16 protein-coding genes, 1 tRNA gene and 1 pseudogene are annotated in these 20,565 nt (G+C 65.5%); 8 read left to right on the top strand and 10 right to left on the bottom strand.

Features of this window, described 5'->3' with window-relative positions; genetic code table 11:
• Positions 1-8: 8 nt before the first annotated feature.
• From dpdH to dpdE, 4 genes are read right to left on the bottom strand one after another with little or no spacing between them, the layout of a single operon-like run.
• On the bottom strand, positions 9-3,077 hold the full coding sequence (dpdH, locus tag ACSNOG_RS10535; RefSeq protein ID WP_436752314.1) for a protein DpdH: 3,069 nt from the start codon (positions 3,075-3,077) through the stop codon (positions 9-11).
• The gene (gene dpdG, locus ACSNOG_RS10530) at positions 3,070-3,981 is read right to left on the bottom strand and encodes a protein DpdG (RefSeq protein WP_392906656.1); all 912 of its coding nucleotides are present in this window, start codon (positions 3,979-3,981) and stop codon (positions 3,070-3,072) included. Before dpdG ends, dpdH begins: the two co-directional genes overlap by 8 nt.
• On the bottom strand, positions 3,981-6,581 hold the full coding sequence (gene dpdF, locus ACSNOG_RS10525; protein WP_436752313.1) for a protein DpdF: 2,601 nt from the start codon (positions 6,579-6,581) through the stop codon (positions 3,981-3,983). The genes dpdG and dpdF overlap by 1 nt, the downstream gene beginning before the upstream one ends.
• Positions 6,574-9,858: a protein DpdE gene (dpdE, locus tag ACSNOG_RS10520; protein ID WP_436752312.1), complete on the bottom strand. Its 3,285-nt coding sequence runs from the start codon at positions 9,856-9,858 to the stop codon at positions 6,574-6,576. The genes dpdF and dpdE overlap by 8 nt, the downstream gene beginning before the upstream one ends.
• A gap of 552 nt (positions 9,859-10,410) precedes the next feature.
• Between dpdE and ACSNOG_RS10515 the strand changes: the two genes are divergently transcribed.
• Both ACSNOG_RS10515 and ACSNOG_RS10510 read left to right on the top strand, forming a co-directional pair.
• Positions 10,411-10,932 (top strand): VUT family protein, encoded by a 522-nt coding sequence (locus tag ACSNOG_RS10515; protein WP_436752311.1) that lies wholly within the window; start codon positions 10,411-10,413, stop codon positions 10,930-10,932.
• Positions 10,933-12,044: 1,112 nt separating this feature from the next.
• Positions 12,045-12,539, top strand: coding sequence for an NUDIX domain-containing protein (locus ACSNOG_RS10510; RefSeq protein ID WP_436752310.1), 495 nt, complete (start codon positions 12,045-12,047; stop codon positions 12,537-12,539).
• Positions 12,540-12,563: 24 nt separating this feature from the next.
• Here the strand turns inward: ACSNOG_RS10510 and ACSNOG_RS10505 are convergent, their stop codons facing one another.
• Positions 12,564-12,854 carry an IclR family transcriptional regulator domain-containing protein gene (locus ACSNOG_RS10505; protein ID WP_436752309.1) on the bottom strand — a complete coding sequence of 97 codons (291 nt, stop codon included), beginning with the start codon at positions 12,852-12,854 and terminating at the stop codon, positions 12,564-12,566.
• A pseudogene (locus ACSNOG_RS10500) lies at positions 12,775-13,095 on the bottom strand (IclR family transcriptional regulator domain-containing protein); the annotation flags it as partial. The gene ACSNOG_RS10505 and the pseudogene ACSNOG_RS10500, both read right to left, overlap by 80 nt.
• Before the next feature lie 511 nt (positions 13,096-13,606).
• Here ACSNOG_RS10500 and ACSNOG_RS10495 point away from each other — a divergent pair.
• The gene (locus ACSNOG_RS10495) at positions 13,607-14,128 is read left to right on the top strand and encodes a hypothetical protein (RefSeq protein WP_436752308.1); all 522 of its coding nucleotides are present in this window, start codon (positions 13,607-13,609) and stop codon (positions 14,126-14,128) included.
• A 209-nt stretch (positions 14,129-14,337) separates the two neighbouring features.
• Here ACSNOG_RS10495 and ACSNOG_RS10490 read toward each other — a convergent pair whose 3' ends face one another.
• On the bottom strand, positions 14,338-14,658 hold the full coding sequence (locus ACSNOG_RS10490) for a helix-turn-helix domain-containing protein (RefSeq protein ID WP_436752307.1): 321 nt from the start codon (positions 14,656-14,658) through the stop codon (positions 14,338-14,340).
• A gap of 219 nt (positions 14,659-14,877) precedes the next feature.
• On the opposite strand from ACSNOG_RS10490, the gene ACSNOG_RS10485 reads away from it, so the two are divergent.
• Positions 14,878-15,642: a hypothetical protein gene (locus ACSNOG_RS10485; protein WP_436752306.1), complete on the top strand. Its 765-nt coding sequence runs from the start codon at positions 14,878-14,880 to the stop codon at positions 15,640-15,642.
• 33 nt (positions 15,643-15,675) lie between these two features.
• Entirely contained in the window at positions 15,676-16,473 is a 798-nt protein-coding gene (locus ACSNOG_RS10480) for a hypothetical protein (protein ID WP_436752305.1), read from the top strand.
• Between the two features lie 64 nt (positions 16,474-16,537).
• On the opposite strand, the gene ACSNOG_RS10475 is transcribed toward ACSNOG_RS10480, so the two are convergent.
• Positions 16,538-16,972, bottom strand: coding sequence for a hypothetical protein (locus ACSNOG_RS10475; RefSeq protein WP_436752304.1), 435 nt, complete (start codon positions 16,970-16,972; stop codon positions 16,538-16,540).
• Positions 16,973-17,210: 238 nt separating this feature from the next.
• Between ACSNOG_RS10475 and ACSNOG_RS10470 the strand changes: the two genes are divergently transcribed.
• Positions 17,211-17,567 carry a hypothetical protein gene (locus ACSNOG_RS10470; protein WP_436752303.1) on the top strand — a complete coding sequence of 119 codons (357 nt, stop codon included), beginning with the start codon at positions 17,211-17,213 and terminating at the stop codon, positions 17,565-17,567.
• 244 nt (positions 17,568-17,811) lie between these two features.
• Here ACSNOG_RS10470 and ACSNOG_RS10465 read toward each other — a convergent pair.
• Positions 17,812-17,899 (bottom strand) — tRNA-Leu (locus tag ACSNOG_RS10465).
• A gap of 225 nt (positions 17,900-18,124) precedes the next feature.
• Here ACSNOG_RS10465 and ACSNOG_RS10460 point away from each other — a divergent pair.
• Positions 18,125-18,418: a hypothetical protein gene (locus tag ACSNOG_RS10460; RefSeq protein WP_436752302.1), complete on the top strand. Its 294-nt coding sequence runs from the start codon at positions 18,125-18,127 to the stop codon at positions 18,416-18,418.
• 50 nt (positions 18,419-18,468) lie between these two features.
• Here the strand turns inward: ACSNOG_RS10460 and ACSNOG_RS10455 are convergent, their stop codons facing one another.
• On the bottom strand, positions 18,469-19,332 hold the full coding sequence (locus ACSNOG_RS10455; RefSeq protein WP_436752301.1) for a LysR substrate-binding domain-containing protein: 864 nt from the start codon (positions 19,330-19,332) through the stop codon (positions 18,469-18,471).
• A gap of 95 nt (positions 19,333-19,427) precedes the next feature.
• On the opposite strand from ACSNOG_RS10455, the gene ACSNOG_RS10450 reads away from it, so the two are divergent.
• Entirely contained in the window at positions 19,428-20,429 is a 1,002-nt protein-coding gene (locus ACSNOG_RS10450) for a bile acid:sodium symporter family protein (RefSeq protein ID WP_436752300.1), read from the top strand.
• Positions 20,430-20,565: the final 136 nt, after the last annotated feature.

Genomic DNA, 20,565 nt, shown 5'->3' with positions numbered 1-20,565 from the left:
CATCCGAGTCACGGCTGATCAGCCCCTTCGACTGCCAGGGAACGCCATTCGGCGATGAGTTCTTGCACGCCCTCGGCTGCGCTCTTTGCGGCCGACGAACTCGCCCGCAGCTCGGCACCCTTCAGTGCCTCATCAAGCCATTCGTCAGCGACACAAAGCAGGTTCCGGATAACTTCGATGGAGGCCCCTCGGTCTTGGGCGGCCGTGCGGATGCGCGCAGTCAGACGCGCCGCCTCGGGGCGATCGTCGTCGCACCGACCCAGGTCATCTTCCAGAGCGGAGATCGCGGACCACTCCACAGCACCTGCCCGCTCAAGGAGAGTATCGAGTTCACGTGCTCGTTGGGCGGACAGCGACAGACTGACCTCTCTTGCCCTGTCGACGGCAGTTCTGATGCTGGCCAGGGTGTGATTCCCTGGGGTGCTGCGGGGTTGCCGCATTCGGATGTCGCCCAGCCAGTCCTTGAGCATCGTGACTTGCCCGTCGATCAGCGCGGACCATGACGCGAACGGTTTGACTGCGGGCTTCACCCACTCGGGGATACTGCCCGCTGGCGTTTCCCACGCCCAGGTGGCTGTTGCCTCTTCCAGTAGAGGGATTGCCCGGGCTGCGTCGATCACGCCCACGGCTCCTCTGCTGCCCTGCGAGATGCCGATTCCGGCACGGATACGCTTCACTAGGGCGCTGCGGGCCGACAGGTGCTGGTTGAGGGCGGCGGTCCACCGGTCCGGCCTCGACATTACGCCGGTACCTTCCCAAGCGTCGCCGTCGTCCACCGCTGCCGCCAGGAGTTCTTCGACACTCATGCCAGGCCAGCACCGGCCAGCAAGACCTGCCCCGAGTATGGATGCCCGTAGGCCGAGCACAAGGTCGTCGTCGGTGACTTCCAGGTTGCGTTGGACTCTGGATGCCAGCGCACCCGCGTGCCGCTCGGCCAGGGTCGCGAGCCTGCGGATGTCCTCACCGCGTACTTGGTCCAACCCGTACTGCGCACGAATCAAGCTCTGGAAGAACCTGCTGTTCGTCGCGCTCCGCTTGAACTGGATCGGCGCGCTATCGGCACCTGTAATGCCTGCGACAGCAGAGCCTTCGATGCTGACGACGGTGGCGTTGTTGGGCCAGCCCTTCTCCTTCACGTTGCTCTGCGCCTGCATGAGCGGCGCGTTCCAGCGGTACCGCTCGGCTACCGCGGTAGCGATGACTGTGCGGATGGCTCGGGCGTGATCCTGCTTGAGGTCGTCGCCGCGGGTCACCCACTCCTCGATGTTCTGAAGGCTCCGCTGAACGGACGGCGGATAGGTCTTGTCTTCCGTCTTGGCAGTGCCAGGCGTGGCACTGGGTTGGGGGGAAGGCTCAGCTTCACGCCGTGGCTGCTTCAGAGGGGTTTGGGCTCCAGCAGCCATGGGGCTGAGAGCAAAGGCCTCCATCACCGTGGGATCGATTTCCAAGCCCTGAGCAGCCGCGTCGCCCCAGAATTCAAGGATCAGCTTCCGGCGTGGGCCGGCCACCTGATCGTTGGTATCGATCAACGATCGCACGCTTGTGTCAAGCGTCGTGTCGATGTCAGCGGTGGGGAAGCTTTCGGAGAAGGCCGCATCGGGAAACTCCCCACGCTGCAGCGATCCAGCGTGCTCAATGAGAATGGGCCGCACCACACTTCCGAGCACCGTTCGGGGGACGAACCCCCACGGTTCATCCTTCGAAGCGGTGGAGTGGACCATGCGAGTCAGGGCTGAGCGGTTGAAGGGGTAGAGCCCGAATCCATCCGCTGATGCTCCAAACGCGTCGTGGCAACGCGGCTGCAGGGGGCAGGCATCACACGCGTTCGGCGGCTCGGCACCGCCTACCTGCTCCAATCGATCCTTTCCGATGCGCGCGGCGTTGAGGTAGCGGCCAACGAATGAAGCGATGGCTTCTTCGCCGGTGTCTTCTTCGCTGAAGGGCACGTCGAGGTCATACGCGTAGCCCAGGTTTGCCTGTACACGGGTGAGGGCGGTCTCTGGCAGGTCACGGAAGTAGCCAGTCGTTACCGCCATAAGGGTGCGGATGGGGGCTAGCCGTGTCGCCCCCTCACGGTGGGCGGCTTCGACAAGGGCGTCCAGTAGGTCCTTCTGTACGCCCTGGATGAGAGCAAAGTCTTCGATGAGGAGAATGATCTCTTTGCCCTGTCGGTGGTACTCCTCGCGGACAAGGGTCATCGCTTCCAGCAAGCGGCCCATCCCGAGGTTGAAGCTGCGATTGATCGCAGTCTCCAAGTGCTCGTTCAGGAGGTCGATCGCGATCTCCTGGAGTTCGGCCTTGGCGCTGAGAACCTGTACCCACTTCTTGGCCAGCGCCGAAGCCTTGCTGACATCTGTGATGTCTAGCGGGAGATCATCGACGGTGAACTTCGGCGGGCGATCTTTGTCACCCTTGGTGCGATCTCGTAGGAGGTACGTGGCCAGTTGTGGAACAAACTTCTCGGGCTGGAGCATGAATTCGCTGACGTGTGGATCGTCAAGGAGTGCTCCGAGACCATGAGGGCCGAAGAGTTGCCGCGCGGGCCCCGAGACGCCGCGGCCGGTCTCGGCTACGAAGGTCTCGTTGAGGGAGTGGATCAGCCGCCGAGCCAGCACTGATGCGTCGATGTCAGCGGTAAATTTGTCGATCTCCGCTTTGAGTTGCTTCAGTTCGTCACTGTCTGCCTTGGCGATCAGGCTTTGCACCACTGCCTTGAGGCTTGTTCTGTGCTTCTCAAGGTAGATGATCTCGCGATCACGGCGCCCGTCGTCGACCAGTTCGAGGTGCTCGCGGACCCATCGGACGAGGTGAGACTTTCCCGACCCGGACTCGCCCACGATGGGCATAAGGAGTGCGCCGCTGTTGGACTCATGATTCAGGAAGTCGTGAAGAACCGTCCGCTCGTCGACCGGCTGCCCCTCAAGCACGAGTTGCCGGCCGTCGAGCCGCGCTCGCTGGATCCGCAACGGCGCATGAGTGGCCCGAAACACGGCCGCAGATGGGGAGATGGCTTCAACGCTGATGGTGTTGGCGGCCGTTGCGGGGTCCCAGCAGGCCTTTCCGCGGAAGTCAGGCACTGGGGGCCTCCTGGATGGTGATGTCGCTTACGTAGCGCGGACTGGAGGGCTGCTCTGGATCGCTCACCTGCAGCACCATTGCGGCATCGGAATCGAGTTCTAGGCGCAGCCAGCCCTCGTCGTTACCGCGGAGCAGCGCAAAAGAGAGAGCAGGGCCCGCTACACGGTCACCGGGGTTGGGGAGGTGGAGAGCCAGGGAGTATTGGCCGCTGGAGAGTACCGGCAAATGCTCGCGGACGCTTCGTACGGCTGTTACGGCATTCACCTGGCGGCCCGGCTCCCATAGGCACTGCATGACGTATCTGACTGCGGCGGTGCAGTCGGGTACCAGTCGACTGCCACCTCCGCCGGCAAGGAGTGGTCGTGCTGCGAGCCCTAGCGCGTGGGCCCAGTCGCAGAACTGCCGCCATCGCTCGGCGTTCACGACAGCTGGTCCCGCCTCGGGTCTGAGAGGGGTCTCCTTCATGAGGTCCTGCGCCTGGTCCCAGTCCACAGCAGGGCCCATGGGATCTAGCGTGAGGAACCATGCGAGGGCACGCGTGAGGTCTCGGGATTCCCTCTGTTCATCGTTGTCCCCCAGACCACTGTTGCGCTCAGGTGCGAAGACGGCGCTGCGCAGCGCAGCCGCAAATGCGTCCCAGTCTTGGCCGTCGAGATGTTCAGCGGGTCCCATGAGCGTCAGCTCACCAGTGGATTCGGCGACGTGGAGCAGCCCGAGCTCCCGCAGCGTCTTGACGGCCTTGTTGAACATCTCCGACGCGTCTTTGTCACCGGATGCAAGGGTCGGTGGGCTCAGTAGAGCGCGGGCGCCGTTGAGTGGTACCGGCTTCTTCGAGTGGGCCAGTAGACGGACGACTGCCCACATGGGGTCGGGGCGCGAGGCGTCCACGTTGATCAGGGCCATCAGAACGACTCCAACGCGGTCTGAACGGAGAAACTTTGAGCATGAAGAGCACCGAAGGCCAGGCCTGGGCGACTCGGATCCGGCGTACTTCGCGGGTGGATCAAGTAGGTCACATCTGGTGATTCAAGCCGCGACTTGAGCACCCGGTCCATCGGTGAGGGATCACCGTCCAGAACCCAGACGATGGGGCCTTCGTAGAAGCGGAGCAGATCCGCGTCGGTGTCGCAGATGATCGGCCGCGGTGCCACCTCCTCCTGAAGAGCTTCGGCTAGAGATGGGGTGATCCCTGGCCCACCAATCACATTCATGCCACGAAGGGCCAGCATCTCCAGCAGCCGAGGCACCTTGACCTGGCGGTCCGTCTCGGTCCCCCACCACAAACTGAGGCAGGACGCGGTGCCACGCATGCGCCGGAGTGGATCGTGACTGGTCCGGCTAGGGGCTGGAACCAGTGGATGAGGGTCTCCGCCCAGCTTGTAGAAGCCGTTCTCCTGCGGAAGGCCTGTCGTTCTGCAACTGGGGCAGCCGCGGCAATTCACCCCCGTCAGCAGTGGGGCACCGCCTTGCTGGACCCGGTAGTAGGTACTGAGAACCTCGCCTGTGCATCGATCGCCGCGTAGCAGAGTGCGGAGATCGGCTAGGGCCTGTCGCTGCGCGGTGATTGAGCGCCGGCGCTCCGCTTCGAACCGACTCCGGAAGTGCTCCTCGTCGTTGGTCTGAGTGTCTTCGAGCGTGACGTCCACATGCGTGGATGCCACCTCGTAGAACCGGTCGAGGCGTTCCTGGAAGGCTGCGCGTGGTTCGTCGTCGTGTCGCTGGGGCGGCTCAGGAACGTGGAGACCGATGAGCCCGGCGCGCAACATGAGGTTCAAGGTGCGGATGTTCCAGTCGCGGTTTGCCTCCGAGGTGTCGTGGACGTTGTCCGGGATGGAGTCGAGGTTGACGAGGTAGTGACGCGGACGTGGGTATGTCTTGTCCCTGAGCGTCCACATCCACCGCCACCTCAACCACGCTTTGTCTGCGCCGATGATTGCTTGCCGATTGATGCCCTCGGCGACGGGCTCGTCCCGGGGGGCGGACGCCAGGTAGGCCACGGACGGACGTCCGTCCCGGCCTGTGCGCCCTACCTCCTGGTAGTAGCGGTCGACGGTTTCGGGCAGGCAGGCGTGCACCACACTGCGGACGTTGGGTAGGTCTACGCCCAGGCCGAAGGCTGAAGTCCCTACGACGATGTCGTATCGGGTGGGCAAAGGGCCCGAAGCGGAACGGCCGCTCCAGCCTTCCACTGTGCTTCGGCGTTCGTCGGGGCTGGAATAGCCGGCGACGTCAGCTACTCGTGCGAAGCCGGCTGTGCGCAGGCGGTCGAGCCACGCCTTGGCGTCTTTCCGCTCTGTCACGTACAGAGCTAGTGGTTTCGGTAGACGGTCGATGGCACGAAGGATTGCCTCGGTGCGCTGCTCTTCGTCGGTGAAGGCATCGATGTAGTAGCTGGGTTCATGGCGCACCTGGGCGCCCCAAACGATCTCGGCTGGCTTGGGGTCTGCGAACAGTTTCTCGAGCGTGGTCACCTGCTGCTCGGTGAGTGTGGCGCTCATGCAGACCGTCACGGGTGCACGTCCGGGTGGTGCTGCGCTCAGCCAGGTCCGACGGTGGACGGACATGGTTTGGAACTCAGGTCGAAAGCCTTCGCCCCATTGCTCGACGAGGTGGGCCTCGTCAATGACGAAGTAGTGAAGGTGACCTGCCTCGGCAGCATCTTCCAGTGCAGACTTGAGTCCAGAAACGAGCGATTCAGGGTTTGTGAAGACTATCCGCTGTTTACCTGTACGGATATCTTCTCGTATTTGTTGCTTGAGGTTCTCGTCGAGGCCGCCGATGTAAGCGTAGCGGTCGGAGGGACTTCGTCGTCCGCGGCTGTTCAGCAACTCCTGGGCGCGACGTTCCATGTCCAACGCGAGCACGACAGTCGGCACTACGACCAACGTGACACCGGTACGGTTACTTGCGAGCAGAGCCGGAGCCTGTACGAGGGCGGTCTTGCCGTGGCCCGTCGGCAAACAAGCAATGACAGTGCTGCCAGGCTCTGCGAGTGCCACAGCGCGCGCAGCTTGCCGCTGCCCGATTGACTTGTACTGGGCGTAACCGCTTCCGAGAGCACGGATCCAGAAGGGGTCAGCAGGACACGGCTCCAACTCAAGGTGTGTTTGGAGGCTCTCCCCGAGGTGGACCTTCTCCAAGTCGTACGTGGCTGCTTCGTCAGCCTTCTGATCTTCCCCGCCGGGGTGCCACGGCCGGGCTGTGACCAAGACACGACGGCCGTCCGGGAGCGCATGGCAATGCATCTGTTCCCACTGTTGTCGCGTGGGCAGCGGTGCGCCAGGTGGTGCTGAAAGGCCAAAGGTGTTTCCGCTGGCCTGAGCTTCGAGAAGGATCTGCCGTGTCAGTGCTGCCACGTCACGCCACGAGGCCGTCTGTTCAGCCAGGCCGTCGAGGGCATCCTTGAGCCGTCGCAATGTGCCGCCGTATTCCGGCTCCTCCGTCGGGACAACGAACGGCCAAGCGTCAAAGAGTTGCTGTGCCCCAGCCCAACTGTCACGCACTTGCCTTGGCCCCCTTTCGCCCAGCGCGGAGAACGCAGGTTGCAGCCATGAGTCGTACGCTGGGCTGCATGAGGCCGTCGATGAGTAGACCGGCGGTCTTCACGTCTGCCAGTTGGCTTTCGTCCTCACGCAGGAGGCGACCGGCAGCCCTGCGGGCCTCTGCTTGCGCCCGAGTCACGGCGAGTCGCCGGCGACCGCGTTCCTGAGCCTCGGCGCAGAGTGCCTTCAGGTCAGTGACGCGGAAGAGTTCGTCGCGTGCGACCTTCTCCGCGGTCTCAGCAGCATGACGGAACTCCGGCCAGCCACCGAAGACGTCGATGAGAACACGAATCCGCTGGCCACTCAGGTTTTGGCACTCTCGGTTGTCGTAGGACTCGTTCAGCCATTCGAGCGCCGAGGCCAGCGTCAGCGCCTCGGTGCTTCCAGCCCGCACCCACACTCTGAGCGTGAACGGCGGAAGGAGGAGATCGGCCTGGCGCTGCAACGCCCTTTTCACCTCTTTCCGGTTGGCCATCGCCTCTGCCGCCACGGAGGCGTCGGCCTCAACCAGGAAGTCGAAGCCGAAGTAGGGCTCCGGGTCACCCATGTGGCTGGGGTCCACGCGCTGGTAGGCAGTGGCCTGGCCACGTTCGTCGATGTCGCTCAACGCGGCGAGTGCGTCGATGAAGGGGTTGCCTATGCGGAACAACCTTGTGCCAGGATCACGCAGGGCCCTGGACCGATTGAACGTGCCCTGGGCCATGGCAGGATCCAGCGCCGCGGTCTGCGCCACGTAGAGCCGCGGCGGCACCTGAGGCCGTGACCCTACGAGGTCGAAGACGGCCTTGCCGGCTGTGCGCTCGTAGTGGCGGATGTTGATACCACCAGATCCTGCGCTCGTGTACCGGAAGACACCGCGCTGGATCTCCTTCCACTCCAGTTCTAGCCCCCTGAGGTTCTTGACCATGCTGTCTCGGCCATCGACATCGAGGTAGATGGCTTCGAGCATGTCCATCTTCTCGATCTGTTGGCGCGCTTCGCGGAGCTGGTCTTGGACTCGTTGCTGGGCGGACGCGAGCCCGGACGGGCCATCTCGTAGGGCGTCGCTCCACACAGCGTCGTGGCCTTCTGCGATGGCGTCCTGCAGTGTCGACACTGATCTCGAGAAGACCTCGTAGCCGTCACGCAACAGGTTCAGCCACGCCGTGCCAAGGGCTTCATCCTCGGCGCTTGCGCTGAGCACGTACTGGCTGGCTTTATCGAGTTGGCTGACGGACTCGCCACTGGGATAACGGTCAACCCGTCCGATCCGTTGTTCGAGCTGGTTGGGGTTCCACGGCAGGCGCATATGAACGACGGCACTCGCGGCCTGAAGGTTCAGCCCGTCCTCGGCGGTGTGGTCGGCGACAAGGACGGACGTCCCCGGCGCCGTGCGCCACTTCGTGACCGCGTCCTCGGAAGCTGCCGCTCCGGCTTGTGCTGTGTGCTCCACAACACGGGCTGTACGAGACAACCGCCGTAGGTGCACCATGAGTTGGCGCGCCAGCACGCCCGCACCGCAGAAGACAACGATGCGTCCACCGCGATTCAGAGTGGGGACGAGGGCGTTGACTGTCGCCTTGAGCCGCTGGTTGCCCTCTGCTTCGTCGAGGTGCCTCTCTAGCTCGTCGAGTGCTTCCACCTCTGCGGGGATAAGAGGGGGCGTGGCGAGCATGGCCTGCTCCTGGGCACTGAGACCGGCTCGTTGCGCCGCCTCGCCATCTCCGCGGACTCGCCAGCGCAGGGCGTCGACGAAGTCGTCGAAGGGCCCGCCCGTCCTGGACATGAGGACGCCGAGGACGCGGGCGTACACGGTGGTCTGATCTTCAAGCCCGGCATCGAGCAAGGAACTCGAGACGCCAATGCGCCACTCCGTAAGGGCACTTTCAACCGCGTCGAAGGTGGACGGCAGAGTGATGACGTCCAAGAGCTTCCGCCCGCGGACAGTGTAGGGTTCGCCTTCTTCGGAATCGTCTTCTGGCCTCTCCACCTGGTCGCGCCGGTGTCGGATCACCCGGCGGTGGAGGCGGTACGTCTCGCTGATGTGCCCCCGCAGCTCCTCTACGCGCAGGGAGAGTTCATCCGGTTCTACTTCATCGCGGAGGTCATCGTCCTCAGTGAGACATTCGACGATCCGATCTGCAAGGTGCTCAAATCGGGGGTCATCGGGGAGGATCCGCCGGATGTCGTCGAGCGTGGACCTCAGCAGGAAGGTGAAGGTGGCATCCAGGGCGTAGACGCTGTCGGCCAATTCGGCTCGTAGGGCATAGCGGTGTTCAAAAGATTCGCGGTCGTCCCAGCTGTAGAGGTCGCGGTCGAGCAGGTGCAGCAGGCCGAGGTGAGTGGTGTAGTGCGAAGTCACGGGGGTCGCGGACAGGAGCAGAAGCTTCGGTGCGGAGTGAGCCAGGGCGGCTAGCTCCCGGTAGGGCGAGAGGCCCTCGTCGGCGTTCTGCACCAGTGCATGGGCCTCGTCCACGACGACAAGTGCACTGTCGTGGTACGCGGACCACTTCTCCGGCGTCTCGTGGGACGTGATCACAATCCGGGCTGATGGAAAGTCGTCGACGAAGAACTTGTTCCGGAGCTCCTTGTCCCACTGGCGCCGCAGTGGCTCGGGGGCAACGACCGTTATTCGTGCCTGCGGATCGTCCAAGAGAGTCTGCCGGATAACGAAGCCAGCCTCGATGGTCTTCCCGAGGCCTACTTCGTCTGCGATGAGGTATCGCTGCACTGGATCAGTGAGCACCGTCATTGCCGCGCGGATCTGATGCGGGAAGACCTCGGCAGCCGAGGACAGCAGCGCAGCCATGTTCGCGCAGGCAGCTCGTTCGGCAACGAGATCACGCAGGAAGGGAAGCCGAGCGTCGCGGAAGAATCCCGACTCGCCACCACCACTCGTGAGGACTTGGAGGGGATCACGAACGGGGCGGTCCCAGCGCACTCGGAGATCGCACTCGTTCGCACTCTCGTTCCACTTCTTGTTGGGGACCTGGATGAAGTATTCCGGGAGACGCTCCCCCGTGACCCGGCCAGCGAGCCAATCTCCGGTGCTCGGTTCGCGCCAGTAGACCCGCGTTTCGGCTTCGAGCTTGGCACGCCAGCAGCTCCTCGCCGGCACAGGCTGAGAGTGGACGACCTCCTCGGCTACTGATTCGAAGAAGTCGACGCGCAGCATCTCGCCGTCGATGGCGCCAACCCGGCCGACGCCCGGAGCCCCCGTGAACTCGACGAGGTGTCCAACCGCGAAGCCCGAAGACATCCTTCTGCTCGCCCCCCACCTGCTGATTTAACAACTGGCACGAGCTTAAGCGCATCCACTGACAACGCAGTCGACGGAGTAGATCACGAATTCGCATGCATGTTCGATATTGGAGACTACGTGCCCCTGCGGCACCTCTCTACGGTCGCCGCATACCTACCTAATAGGGACTAAGTGGATCTATCGCGTTGGTTCGCTAAGTGCATCGCGCCGCAAAATACGGCTGAAACAACGTCTTGCTCAGAGGTGACACCGCCATCGCAGCGAGCCGTGCACAGCAACGCCCTCGCGCGACCGCTGGGGAACGACCTCGCCTGACCTGTGCGTGCATGCCCGAGGCGCGCCCACAGGTGCGCCCGGATGTAGCCGACTCATGCCACCCTGGTCTGCATATGCTGCCGACAGTGCACTCACTCCCAGACAGACTTTCCAAGGCCAGGAGCCGTGCCGATGTCAGTGGCCTGGGTTGTACTGTCTGGGCGTTCGCCTCGCTGTCCGTCCACGGCGTGGTATCGGCGCAAACCACCGCATCACCGAAACAGAAAGAAGACCGTGAACGTCCCCGCCCCTGCCGGTATCGCGACCCTCGTCGCCTACGTCGCCACCATCCCTGCCGCCAACCTTGCCGTCACCCACTTCGGAGCCGTCCCCGTCGGCTTCGGCTACGCCGCCCCTGCCGGCGTCTACATGGTGGGTCTCGCCTTGGTACTTCGGGACCTCGCCCGTGAGTCCGCCGGCCGTGGTGCTGTTCTCGCGGCCATAGCCGTCGGCACCATCCTGTCGTACTTCCTTGCTGACCCGGCTCTGGCTGGCGCCTCAGCTGCCGCCTTCGCGGTGGCCGAGACAATGGACTTCGTCGTTTACGAGCCTCTTCGGAAGCGCGGCCTGCTGATCGCGATGCTCGCCTCGAACGCCGTCGGCCTACTCGCAGACAGCCTCCTCTTCCTCAAGTTGGCCTTCGGTTCCTTCGAGTACCTGACCGGCCAGATTCTCGGCAAGGTATGGATGACCTTCGCTGCAATCGCCGTGCTTGCCCTCCTTCGACGCCGCAAACAGGCGAGCGCGAACGCCTGATCACCCTCAGCACCGTTGGTGACGTCATCGGGGGTGCCGGTGTGGTCTTCGCGTGGCACTGCCCTGTGTATGCGCAGTACCAGCACAACTCCCCGTGAATGTCTGGCCATTGACGCCAGGGGCGAGTCTCAGAGTCAACTTGCCTCGCTCCTGGCGCCTCCGATACGGTCGCGTCATCAATGAGGGCCCCACCATGCCTAGGTCTGGTGGGGCCCTTTTACGTCCTCTCGAACCCGGGGGGGGGGGGGGACCGAGTGTCGCGTGCCACCGTCTTCTTCAGGTTTGGCGCCCAGGGAGACGGCGCCGTGCTCATGCGAAAGGACAACTGGTGAGTACACACCATGGCACAGGCTCCAGCCAGCAGCCACCCGGGCATGGCCCCGCGGATGACGTCTGGGGCTCGGAGGCGCCGTCGTCGACGTCCGCCCATGCACGGCGCGCAAACGTACAACTGCTGGTCGGCGGCCGCACCATCTTCGCGGTGTACATCTCGCCCGCGATTGTGGCAGGTGCAGCAATTGCGTCCCTGGTACTCGGGGCGGCGAGATGGGGCCACTGGCCTTGGCCGTAGAACCGTGAGGCAGGCCGCGGGAGCACCTGCTCCCGCGGCCTTCGGGCGGCCATTTAAGGCACAGACGGAGTCCTGCAGTGTCTCGCCGGCGTGGCCCGGGCCGCGCGCTATCTGTAGCGGCGGGTCGACACGAGCCCGACCTTCGCCGGCCCTGCCCACCTCAACGGCATTCCGGGACACAAGGCCCATCTGAGCCGGCGTTGCCTGCCCGAGCAGACCCATCCGGGATAGTGAGGCTTCGTTCGTCTCCGTACGCGAGACCCCAAATCGGACTCGTGTTTACGGTGGGGCAGCAGACCAAGCGTCTGGAGATGAAACTGGAGGACGCTGCTGAGGCTTAATTCGGTAAACAGCGACATCACCGGAGGTCGCTGCATAATTCGCAGGCAACGGTCGCTGCAGTAGCCGTGCGGCCTGCCACTGCCCGGACGCGGACCAGGTTCGTCGCATCGAGCTCCGAGATGAAACTCGCGTCGATCCAGGACACGTGTGGCCGGTTAAGCGGCCACACGTCAGGATCGGACAGTGCCTGTTTTCCTGGATGCTTCCGAGAGTTCGGGGCGCCTGCCGTGCCGCCTCCCAGAATGCGGCGGGTGGTGTTCGTCGCGGTGCTGAGCTCGGACGGGCGGGGCGGCTTGCCCTGGTGGCAGACGACCTGTCTGGAGCTCTTCCCCGATGGATACTCCCTTCAGGGTCCGTCCGAGCCACAGAAACCTACCGTGAGGCGGCAGTGCGCGTACTCCGCGAAGCGGTCGGCGCGATACCGGTGCGCGGGGGCACTGTTGAAGGATGCCGCTGGGCTCAGGTGCCTGTGCCCGTAGGCCGGAGCCGTCGAGAGGCGCACGTGTTCATCTTTCGTCTCGCTGCGGCTGATGATCCGCCAGAGCATCTGCCTTGGAGGGGAGCGACACGCTGGGCGGGGCCTGAGCAGTGGCAGGAGTTGCGCACACTGTGCGATCTGCCGGATATGGATGTGCTGTTGACGGGATACATGGAGGGGTGGATCCCGGACGGGCGGATCACGTTGGGGCCTTGAGTCCCGGCACCTCGGCACCCGCTGTCACTCTGCCCTGGCGATCGTGGTGGCGGTCTCCTGCAGGGCCGTGGCAACCGCTGGCATGTCCTGTTCACGCAGACGTACGGCGGGTGCGTACACGTAGATCGCGGCAAGCGGTTCCCCGATGCGGTTGCGGATGGCCACGCCTACGCCGTGCAGGTCGTGTGCACTTTCCTCGAGGTCTGCCGCCCATCCTCGGGCAAACTTCCTCCAACTCCACCTCAAGCAGTGGCCACTCAGTGATGCTTCCTGCCGCCGCGGCAGGGAGCGCGGCTGGGAGTGTCGCGCGTACATCTGCCGGGTCGCGCAGTGCGAGCAAAGCCTTGCCCGCCGCTGTGACGTGGGCGGGGAGCCCCTGTGCGAGCGGAACGCTGACGCGCAGGACATGCCGGCACTCGACTCCGTCGAGTAGTCGGACGACGGCCACATCCAGGGAGTACAGGCACACCGTCTCCTGTAGCTTCTCGGAGAGCTCCTCCAGGGGTCTGCGCGCCTGTCGTCGGACGTCCAGCTGGTCAATCGCGGCCAGTCCCATGCGTACGAGTTGCGGACCCGCTGAGTATCCGTGCTGGCCAGGATCGTGACGCAGGAAACCCGTGCGATGCAGGTGACCAGGATGCGGTGTGCGGTGGAACGTGAGATACCGAGCTCCCGGGCGGTTTCGGTGACACCGATTTACCCCCGGTCATACGCCAGGACTAGAACATCCAGGGCCTTCGTCGTCGACGCCAAGGCCTCTGTCGCCGACAGATGCTTGCCATCCACCATGAAGGAACCGTAACGCTCAAACGTTCCCGGAGACCGGGAGCTTCGACAGAATCCACACGTCAGGATTCTGTGATGGCACGTCTCACAGTGCTGGTGCGGCATCGCACAAACCCGGCGAGCCAACTCTGCGCCAAGACGGATCGAGTCCTGCGCTAACTCCGACCGGACTTGCCGTGCTTGAGCGCACTGTTGACCGTTTGATGGCGCCTCACAGGAACTGCGTGCGTGCCACAGTGTGCCGTCCCTACACTGGCAGCGACCTTCCTTAGGAGTTCGCTATGGCGGGATACCGGACCAGCGCACCTGCGTCAGGCAAGGGTGTCTACATCGGCCAGGCCCGGCATGCCGTGAAGGAGCTGATCACTTCACTGCGCGGCGAGTTGGCGACATTGGAAGCTGTGTACGCGATGATGTGCCAGGGCATCGAATCCACCGATGTCCGCGAAGAGCCGCCGGACACTGGCGAGGACGCGGGAACCGCCCAACCCTCCCGGGAGGGTTCGCCTGAAGTTTTTGTCGCCGACGAGAATCCTTCGTCCGAAGAGGCGCGCCCGGGCATGGGCACTCGGACCCTGGGGTCACCGCGTAACGGAAGCATGCGCGATGCGATCCTCACACTCCTGTGCGCCGCTCAAGAGGCAATGTCCATCACCGATATCGCGGCGGCGGTGCGCCCGGGAGCGGACGCGACGGTCCGCTCATCCGTAGGAAAAACCCTCAACCGTATGAAGCAGCTTGGCGAGGTGGAAAACGTAGCACCGGGAACGTTCCGGGCCGTGCTGTCATCCCAGGCCGCTTGATCCATCCGAGAACGACCCTAGCCCAACAAACAGGCCTCCCTCGATTAGCGGTCGAGGGAGGCCGCCAAACACGCGAACGGACGCTTCTCCTAGCAGGGTCCGGTCCGTCGCGCACGTTCACTCTAGCGCCCCCACGGGTGGCGTTAGAGGGCGTCTGCGCCATTCCGCACTTGAGCGTGCACGACTGACCTCAAGTAGGCAATTGGGGATCAGTCATGAGCACATTGGGTCGCATTCGATCCGGGCCAGAGCGCCAGGCCCAGGGCGCGCTCCAGTCGGCAGACCGTCAGTATATCCGGCCAGGTGGCGCCCGCCAGCAGATCGCCGATGGTCTGTCTGCCGACGTTGCTCTGGGCGGCCAGGGCACGCAGCGAGAGCTCCGGCCTCTCACGCAGGGTGGAGGTGAGGCGGCGAGCAATCGTCTGGACCACCGCCGCGGCGGGCTCCCCGGCAATCCGGGCATCCGGCCACTCCTCCGGATCGACGGCGTATCTCCATGGCGGCGCCGTGCGCGCTCGGCCTCCGGTCATAAAGATTTGTTCCTTCAGATCGTGATCGACACTGACACCAGTGGCCGGTTAACCGGCCGCCGGTCATGGGCCTTGCGCCTGGAGGTCGCTGTGTCGAACCGCCTGCTGGCCTACGCACCGAAGGCGGAGACGGTGCCGCCCGCCTAGTGGCGCCGCATCGCTCCGGTCGTCCGCTCGCTGAGATTCATGGCCGTCGCAGCGGGACCCTACGGCCCAGACGTGGTCATGACACCGCTCGCACGGCTGGTCGCCTGGGTCGAGGCCCAAGGCCTCCCGTTCGAACCCTCGCTGATCTTTGACCAGAGCACCGTCGAACGGTTCATCCTCGTCGGCTGCCGCGACATGGCCGCCAACAGCCGCCGACCCTGCAGCAGCCAGCTGCGCCGGGCCTCCGAAGCACTCCTGCTGGACCAGCTCGGACAGCATCCGCCGATCCGGCTGAAGGCCACCGACGCCCCAGTGGCCCCCTACCCGCCGGCAGAAATCGCCTACTGGCTGATCTGGGCACAGAGCCTGTCCACCCCCGCCCAGCGGCGCAACGCCTGTCTTCTGTTCTGTCTCGGCGTCGGCTGCGGGCTCGCCGTTGAGGATCTTGTGTACGTTCAAGGGCGGGACATCCTCGCGGGCCCCACCGGCCGGGCACTGGTCAAGGTGCACGGGCGCCGTCCGCGCACTGTCGTATGCCGATACGCCTACGAGGAACTGCTGACGAAAGCCTCCCACATCCCGGCAGACGCGTGCGCCTTCCGGCCGGACTGGCAGGACCGCACCAGCAAGCACATCGCATCCGACTGGCTGGCCAGGTACCCGCGGATCATCGGCCGTTGTGACGGTGCAGTGCTGCAGACCCAGCGGCTGCGCACGACCTGGCTCGTCGATCTGCTGAATGCAGGTATTCCGCTGAAGGTGAATCCTCAAAGCGTCCGGACTCGTGACCCTGCACAGCCTCTCGCGCTACCTCGTCTTCCTCCACGACGTGCCTGAAGCGGAGGCATTCGATCTGTTGCGGGGGGCGGCATGAGCACGAAGAACCCGGAGGACCAACCTTGCCGGCGTACCGGCCTCGCTTTACGCCCTGCACCGCAGGCCCCCGGCCGTACCCTCAGCGACCGCGTTGTGAGGGAGGTCTTCGGCCTCGTGCGCCACAGCGGAATACTGGAACGCCTTCCCTCCAACGAGCACCGGCCAGGCCCGAAGGGCTTCCCGTTCCGCACAGTGCTGATCGGCCTGATCCTGTCGCAGTACATGGGCAAGAGCGCGAACATCAACGATGCATGGGAGACGCTCTTCTTCGCCTTGTCTCCAGGGTCCAAAGCCCTTCTTGACGTCCCCGATGTCAACCTGCACGCAACCCGAGAAGAAATCGACCGCGTCGCGCACCACCAGTACGCGACGTCGAAGCGCGTCTACCGGTCTTGGTCCTTGATGACTGGGCGCCTCGACCCAGCACCGCACGACCGCCGCAAGCGGCTGTCGCTCAGCGAGGCGAAGAAGATCCGACGGAAGTGGAATGCCCGCGACAGCCAGGACACCGTGCGCAACCTGGAGGCCATCGCCCAGGATCTGGTTCTCGCTCCGGTGATGGCTTCCTACCGGCGCGGCGACTTCGCTCGGTGGCCTGGCCACATCGCGGTCGACGACACTCCGGTTCCGGTCTGGGGCAATGAGCCGGACTACCACCAGGGCCGGGCCTCGCTTGAGGTCACCGCCGGGATGTACGTGAAGGGAGGAACGCAGAAGAAGTCGGGGCCCAGCGGTAAAGCTGCAGCCTCCACGAACACTGGCACCCGGCGCGGCACGGCAAACAACGGCTAGTACCTCGCAAGACCAAGTCGGGACAGGAGAAGAAAGCCAAGGCGCCGGAGAAGAGAGAGTTCCGCTACGCCATGATGGCCCGTTCCCGGGCCATGGCCATGGCGACCTCGCCGGCGCCTACCCCGCGGTCTGCCTCGGCATGATCCTTCACACCCCGGGCACCGAACCCGGCCCGGCCGCCCTGCGCGCCATCCAGCCGGCCTTCGAACGAGGCCTGGTCAAAGACCTGTTCTGCGCCGACCGGGGCATCACCCAGGCCAAGCCTCACAACCTGCATCTGCAGCTGCTCAAACTCAGCCTCAACGCGGTGAAGCACTACTACGACGACAAGGTCGACCGGCAGGGAGAGTTCCGCGGCATGCGGCTGTTCGGTGGCGAGATCTACTGCCCGCTGATGCCCACCCCGCTCGTCACTGCGGGCGCCACGTACTTCGACAGCCGCACGTACGAGGACCGCGCCCTCGTACTCAGCCTGATCCAGTTCCGGAAGGACTACCAAACCAAGATCAAGGAGTACGGGCCCGCAGGGGACCAGCGTCGACAGTGCCCCCGCCCTCGGGTCCCACGCCACGGTCACCTGCTACCGCCGGCCCCAGCCACGCCCGTCCACCGTCGTCGACCTCGATACCCCCACTGTCCGTACCCCGGCAGCACTGCCCACCATCCCCAGGCCCAAGCGGGTCACCCCCGTCTACCCAGACATCTGCAGGGGGAAGAGCATCACCGTCCCGGGTACCGTGTTGGCCAAGTGGCGGCAGAAGTACCCCCTGTTCACCCCTCTGTGGCAGGAAGCCTGGTCCGGACTGCGCAGTCAGAACGAGGGCGGCAACGGCGACCTCAAGAAGTCCGCCCTCGACAGCATCGACAATCCTCAGCTCCGCCTGCCGCACGGACGCGTCGCACAGACCCTGCTCAATGCCGTCATCATCTTTGTGGCGAACCTCAGAGCCATCCGACGGTTCCTCCGCGACCAGGGCATCCAGCCCCGCAAGGCCAGCACGCAGAGCGCCGCAACCCAACCCGGTGAGCCCTCCGACCCGCCCCTGGCGCGACCGCTTCCGGCCGAGGACGTCGGGCCTCCGCCACGCGAGTGACGCACCTCCGTCGCGCTCCGCCCCCTGAAAACCCCACATGCCTACGCCACGGCTACCAGCCGTCGCGCAGGCATGTCCTGTTTCCGCAGGTGAGCGGCGCAGTACCTGGACCGCCACCGCCTCACCCTCTCATCGAGCCGATCACGAGGCTCAAGGCCCCAGAAACGACGAAATACCGGCGAGTCACATGACTCGACCGGTAATTCGTGAACGCTTCGGGACGATCTCGTGAACGTCCCTTTGCTGGTGTCCGAGGGGGGACTTGAACCCCCACGCCCGATAAAGGGCACTAGCACCTCAAGCTAGCGCGTCTGCCATTCCGCCACCCGGACCGGGTGTCGTCTTCGCGGGGTGTTCCCCGCGGCGACATGGATAACAATACCAAGGTTTCGGAGTGCTATTAGGCCTCTGTCCTGCGGAAACGCTCCCTCGAAAGGGACGGCCCGGCCCAGGCCTCGTTTGCGGGGTCCCGGGCCGGGCCGCGGTTGCACGGTTCGGCTACCGGCAGTGGACTGGAGGCATCGGCCGAACCTCGGACAATCTGACCGGAGGTAGCCATGGTCAAGGTCACGCAGCTGGCCGGTGAAGGTGTCGCGGGGATGGAAAGCGACCCGCCGTTGTACCACTTCGATGCCACCACGGAAGAGCTGGGACGACTGGTCGCCGATCCTCGCCGCTTCCTGGAAGACGCCGGGCTGCCCGCCTCGGCAGCCAATAGCATCACGCTGAGCAAGTGGACCGAGGCGTACTCGCCGGAGCACGGGTGGGCGCTGAGGAAAGACGCCGGAAGCGCCTCAAGCTGTTGCTACGTGACGGACAACAGCATGACCTGCCACGTCCACGCGCAGTGAGGCGGGACACCCTGCCCTTGCGGTGCTGCGCGGCGTGTCCGCGCTACGTACTACGTCTGCAGGCGGTCGCCCGCTGCGAGGACGGCTTGGGCGAGGGCTTCCGCGGGTTGTCTTGACGCGCTGTCCGGTGCGGTGCCGTGCAGGAGGACCACGTCGACCCCGCCCAGTTCGGGCAGGCCCGGGCCGGAGGGGAGGCGCATCAGGCCGGGAGGGATCATGCCGAGGGTGTGGGCCATGACGCCCAGGCCCGCTCGGGCCGCGGCCACCAGGCCGTTGAGGCTGCCGCTCGTGCACACCACCCGCCAGGAGCGGCCGCTGCGCTCCAGCACCTCCAGGGCGCGTGCCCGGGTCACCGCGGGCGGCGGGAAGGCGATCAGGGGCAGCGGGCGGTGGGGGTCCAGGCGCAGGCGCTCGCCGCCGATCCACACCAGGCGGTCGCGCCATACGAGCCGGCCGTGCGGTTCGTCGGGGTGGCGTTTGGCGAGGACCAGGTCCAGCCGCCCGGCCGCCAGCCGCCGCTGCAGCGTCTCCGACAGGTCGACGGTCAGCTCCAGGTCCACCTCGGGGTGCTCGCGGCGGAAGTCTTCCAGGACCTCGGGCAGCCGGGTCAGCACGAAGTCCTCCGACGCGCCGAACCGCAGCCGCCCGCGCAGCCGGGTGCCCGCGAACCAGTGCGCGGCGCGCTCGTTCGCCTCCAGGATCGTGCGGGCGAAGCCCAGCATGGCCTCGCCGTACTCGGTCAGCCGCACGCTGTGCGTGTCGCGGGCGAAGAGCTGCCGCCCGGCCGCCGCCTCCAGCTTGCGGACCTGCTGGCTCACCGTCGACTGGCGGACGCCCAGGCGGACGGCGGCCTGGGTGAAGCTCAGCGTCTGCGCGACGGCCAGGAACGTACGGAGCTGCACGGGCTCGAACACGTCACGAGCCTAGCGCGCGCTCATCGCGATCCGTGATGACAGTCAGAGCGGCGAGCGGGCTTCCGGATAGCCGCGCGGAACGGCAGGCTGGTGCCATGCCGCGCATTCGTATACGCGTTCCCATCGACCCTTATGTAGCGGCCCTCCTGGGCACCGTGGCCCTCGCCGCGCTCCTCCCCGCCCGAGGCCAGGCGGCGTCCGTCGCGGGCGGCGCCTCCACCGGCGCCGTGGCGCTGCTGTTCTTCCTCTACGGCGCCCGCCTCTCCACCCGCGAGGCGATGGACGGCCTGCGCCACTGGCGGCTGCACCTGACCGTCCTCGGCTGCACCTTCGTGCTCTTCCCCCTCCTCGGCCTCGCCGCCCGCGGCCTGGTCCCCGCCGTCGTCACGCCCCAGCTGTACTCCGGGCTGCTGTTCCTGTGCCTGGTGCCCTCGACCATCCAGTCCTCGATCGCCTTCACCTCCATCGCCCGCGGCAACGTGGCGGCGGCGGTGTGCGCCGGGTCGTTCTCCAGCATCGTGGGCATCGCCCTCACCCCGCTGCTGGCCGCGCTCCTCCTCGGCAACAGCGGCGGCGGTTTCTCCTCCCGCTCGCTGCTGTCGATCGTGCTGCAGCTTCTCGTGCCCTTCCTCGCGGGCCAGCTGCTGCGCCGCCGCGTGGGCGGCTTCCTCACCCGGCACAAGAAGGTGCTCGGCTACGTGGACCGCGGCTCGATCCTCCTGGTCGTCTACACGGCGTTCAGCGCGGGCATGGTCCGCGGCATCTGGCACGAGGTCACCCCGCTGCGGCTGCTGGCCCTCATGGGAGTGGAAGCCGCGCTCCTGGGGCTGATGCTGACGGTCACCACGTACGGCTCGCGCAGGCTGGGCTTCAGCCGCGAGGACAGCCTGGCCATCGTCTTCTGCGGCTCGAAGAAGAGCCTGGCGGCGGGGCTGCCGATGGCGGGCGTGCTGTTCGGCGCGCAGGCGAGCCTGGCCGTGCTGCCGCTGATGCTCTTCCACCAAATGCAGCTGATGGTGGGGGCGGTCCTGGCGAAGAGGTTCGCACGGCGGGCGGTGCCGGAGGCCGCCGCGGTGCCGGCGCCCGCCCGTACCTGAGGCCACCGGCGGCGCCGGCCCCAGCAGCGGGCGCCAGCGGGCGCCAGGGGCGGCTCAGCCGCTGCGGTCCAGCGGCAGCCACAGCACGAGGTCGCGGAGGGAGCCCGGGCCCCTGCCCTCGTCCCCGCCCCTGCCC

The organism is Streptomyces sp. URMC 124, from assembly GCF_051386455.1.
GTDB lineage: Bacteria > Actinomycetota > Actinomycetes > Streptomycetales > Streptomycetaceae > Streptomyces.
This window is presented reverse-complemented; position numbering and strand designations above follow the sequence as displayed.

What these genes read in the sequence shown, in the direction of transcription:
- dpdG (WP_392906656.1), bottom strand. Translation starts at nt 3,981, where the DNA reads ATGGCCCTGATCAACGTGGACGCCTCGCGCCCCGACCCCATGTGGGCA.
- dpdE (WP_436752312.1), bottom strand. Translation starts at nt 9,858, where the DNA reads ATGTCTTCGGGCTTCGCGGTTGGACACCTCGTCGAGTTCACGGGGGCT.
- ACSNOG_RS10510 (WP_436752310.1), top strand. Translation starts at nt 12,045, where the DNA reads ATGCTTCCGAGAGTTCGGGGCGCCTGCCGTGCCGCCTCCCAGAATGCG.
- ACSNOG_RS10505 (WP_436752309.1), bottom strand. Translation starts at nt 12,854, where the DNA reads ATGTACGCGCGACACTCCCAGCCGCGCTCCCTGCCGCGGCGGCAGGAA.
- ACSNOG_RS10495 (WP_436752308.1), top strand. Translation starts at nt 13,607, where the DNA reads ATGGCGGGATACCGGACCAGCGCACCTGCGTCAGGCAAGGGTGTCTAC.
- ACSNOG_RS10490 (WP_436752307.1), bottom strand. Translation starts at nt 14,658, where the DNA reads ATGACCGGAGGCCGAGCGCGCACGGCGCCGCCATGGAGATACGCCGTC.
- ACSNOG_RS10480 (WP_436752305.1), top strand. Translation starts at nt 15,676, where the DNA reads ATGAGCACGAAGAACCCGGAGGACCAACCTTGCCGGCGTACCGGCCTC.
- ACSNOG_RS10460 (WP_436752302.1), top strand. Translation starts at nt 18,125, where the DNA reads ATGGTCAAGGTCACGCAGCTGGCCGGTGAAGGTGTCGCGGGGATGGAA.
- ACSNOG_RS10450 (WP_436752300.1), top strand. Translation starts at nt 19,428, where the DNA reads ATGCCGCGCATTCGTATACGCGTTCCCATCGACCCTTATGTAGCGGCC.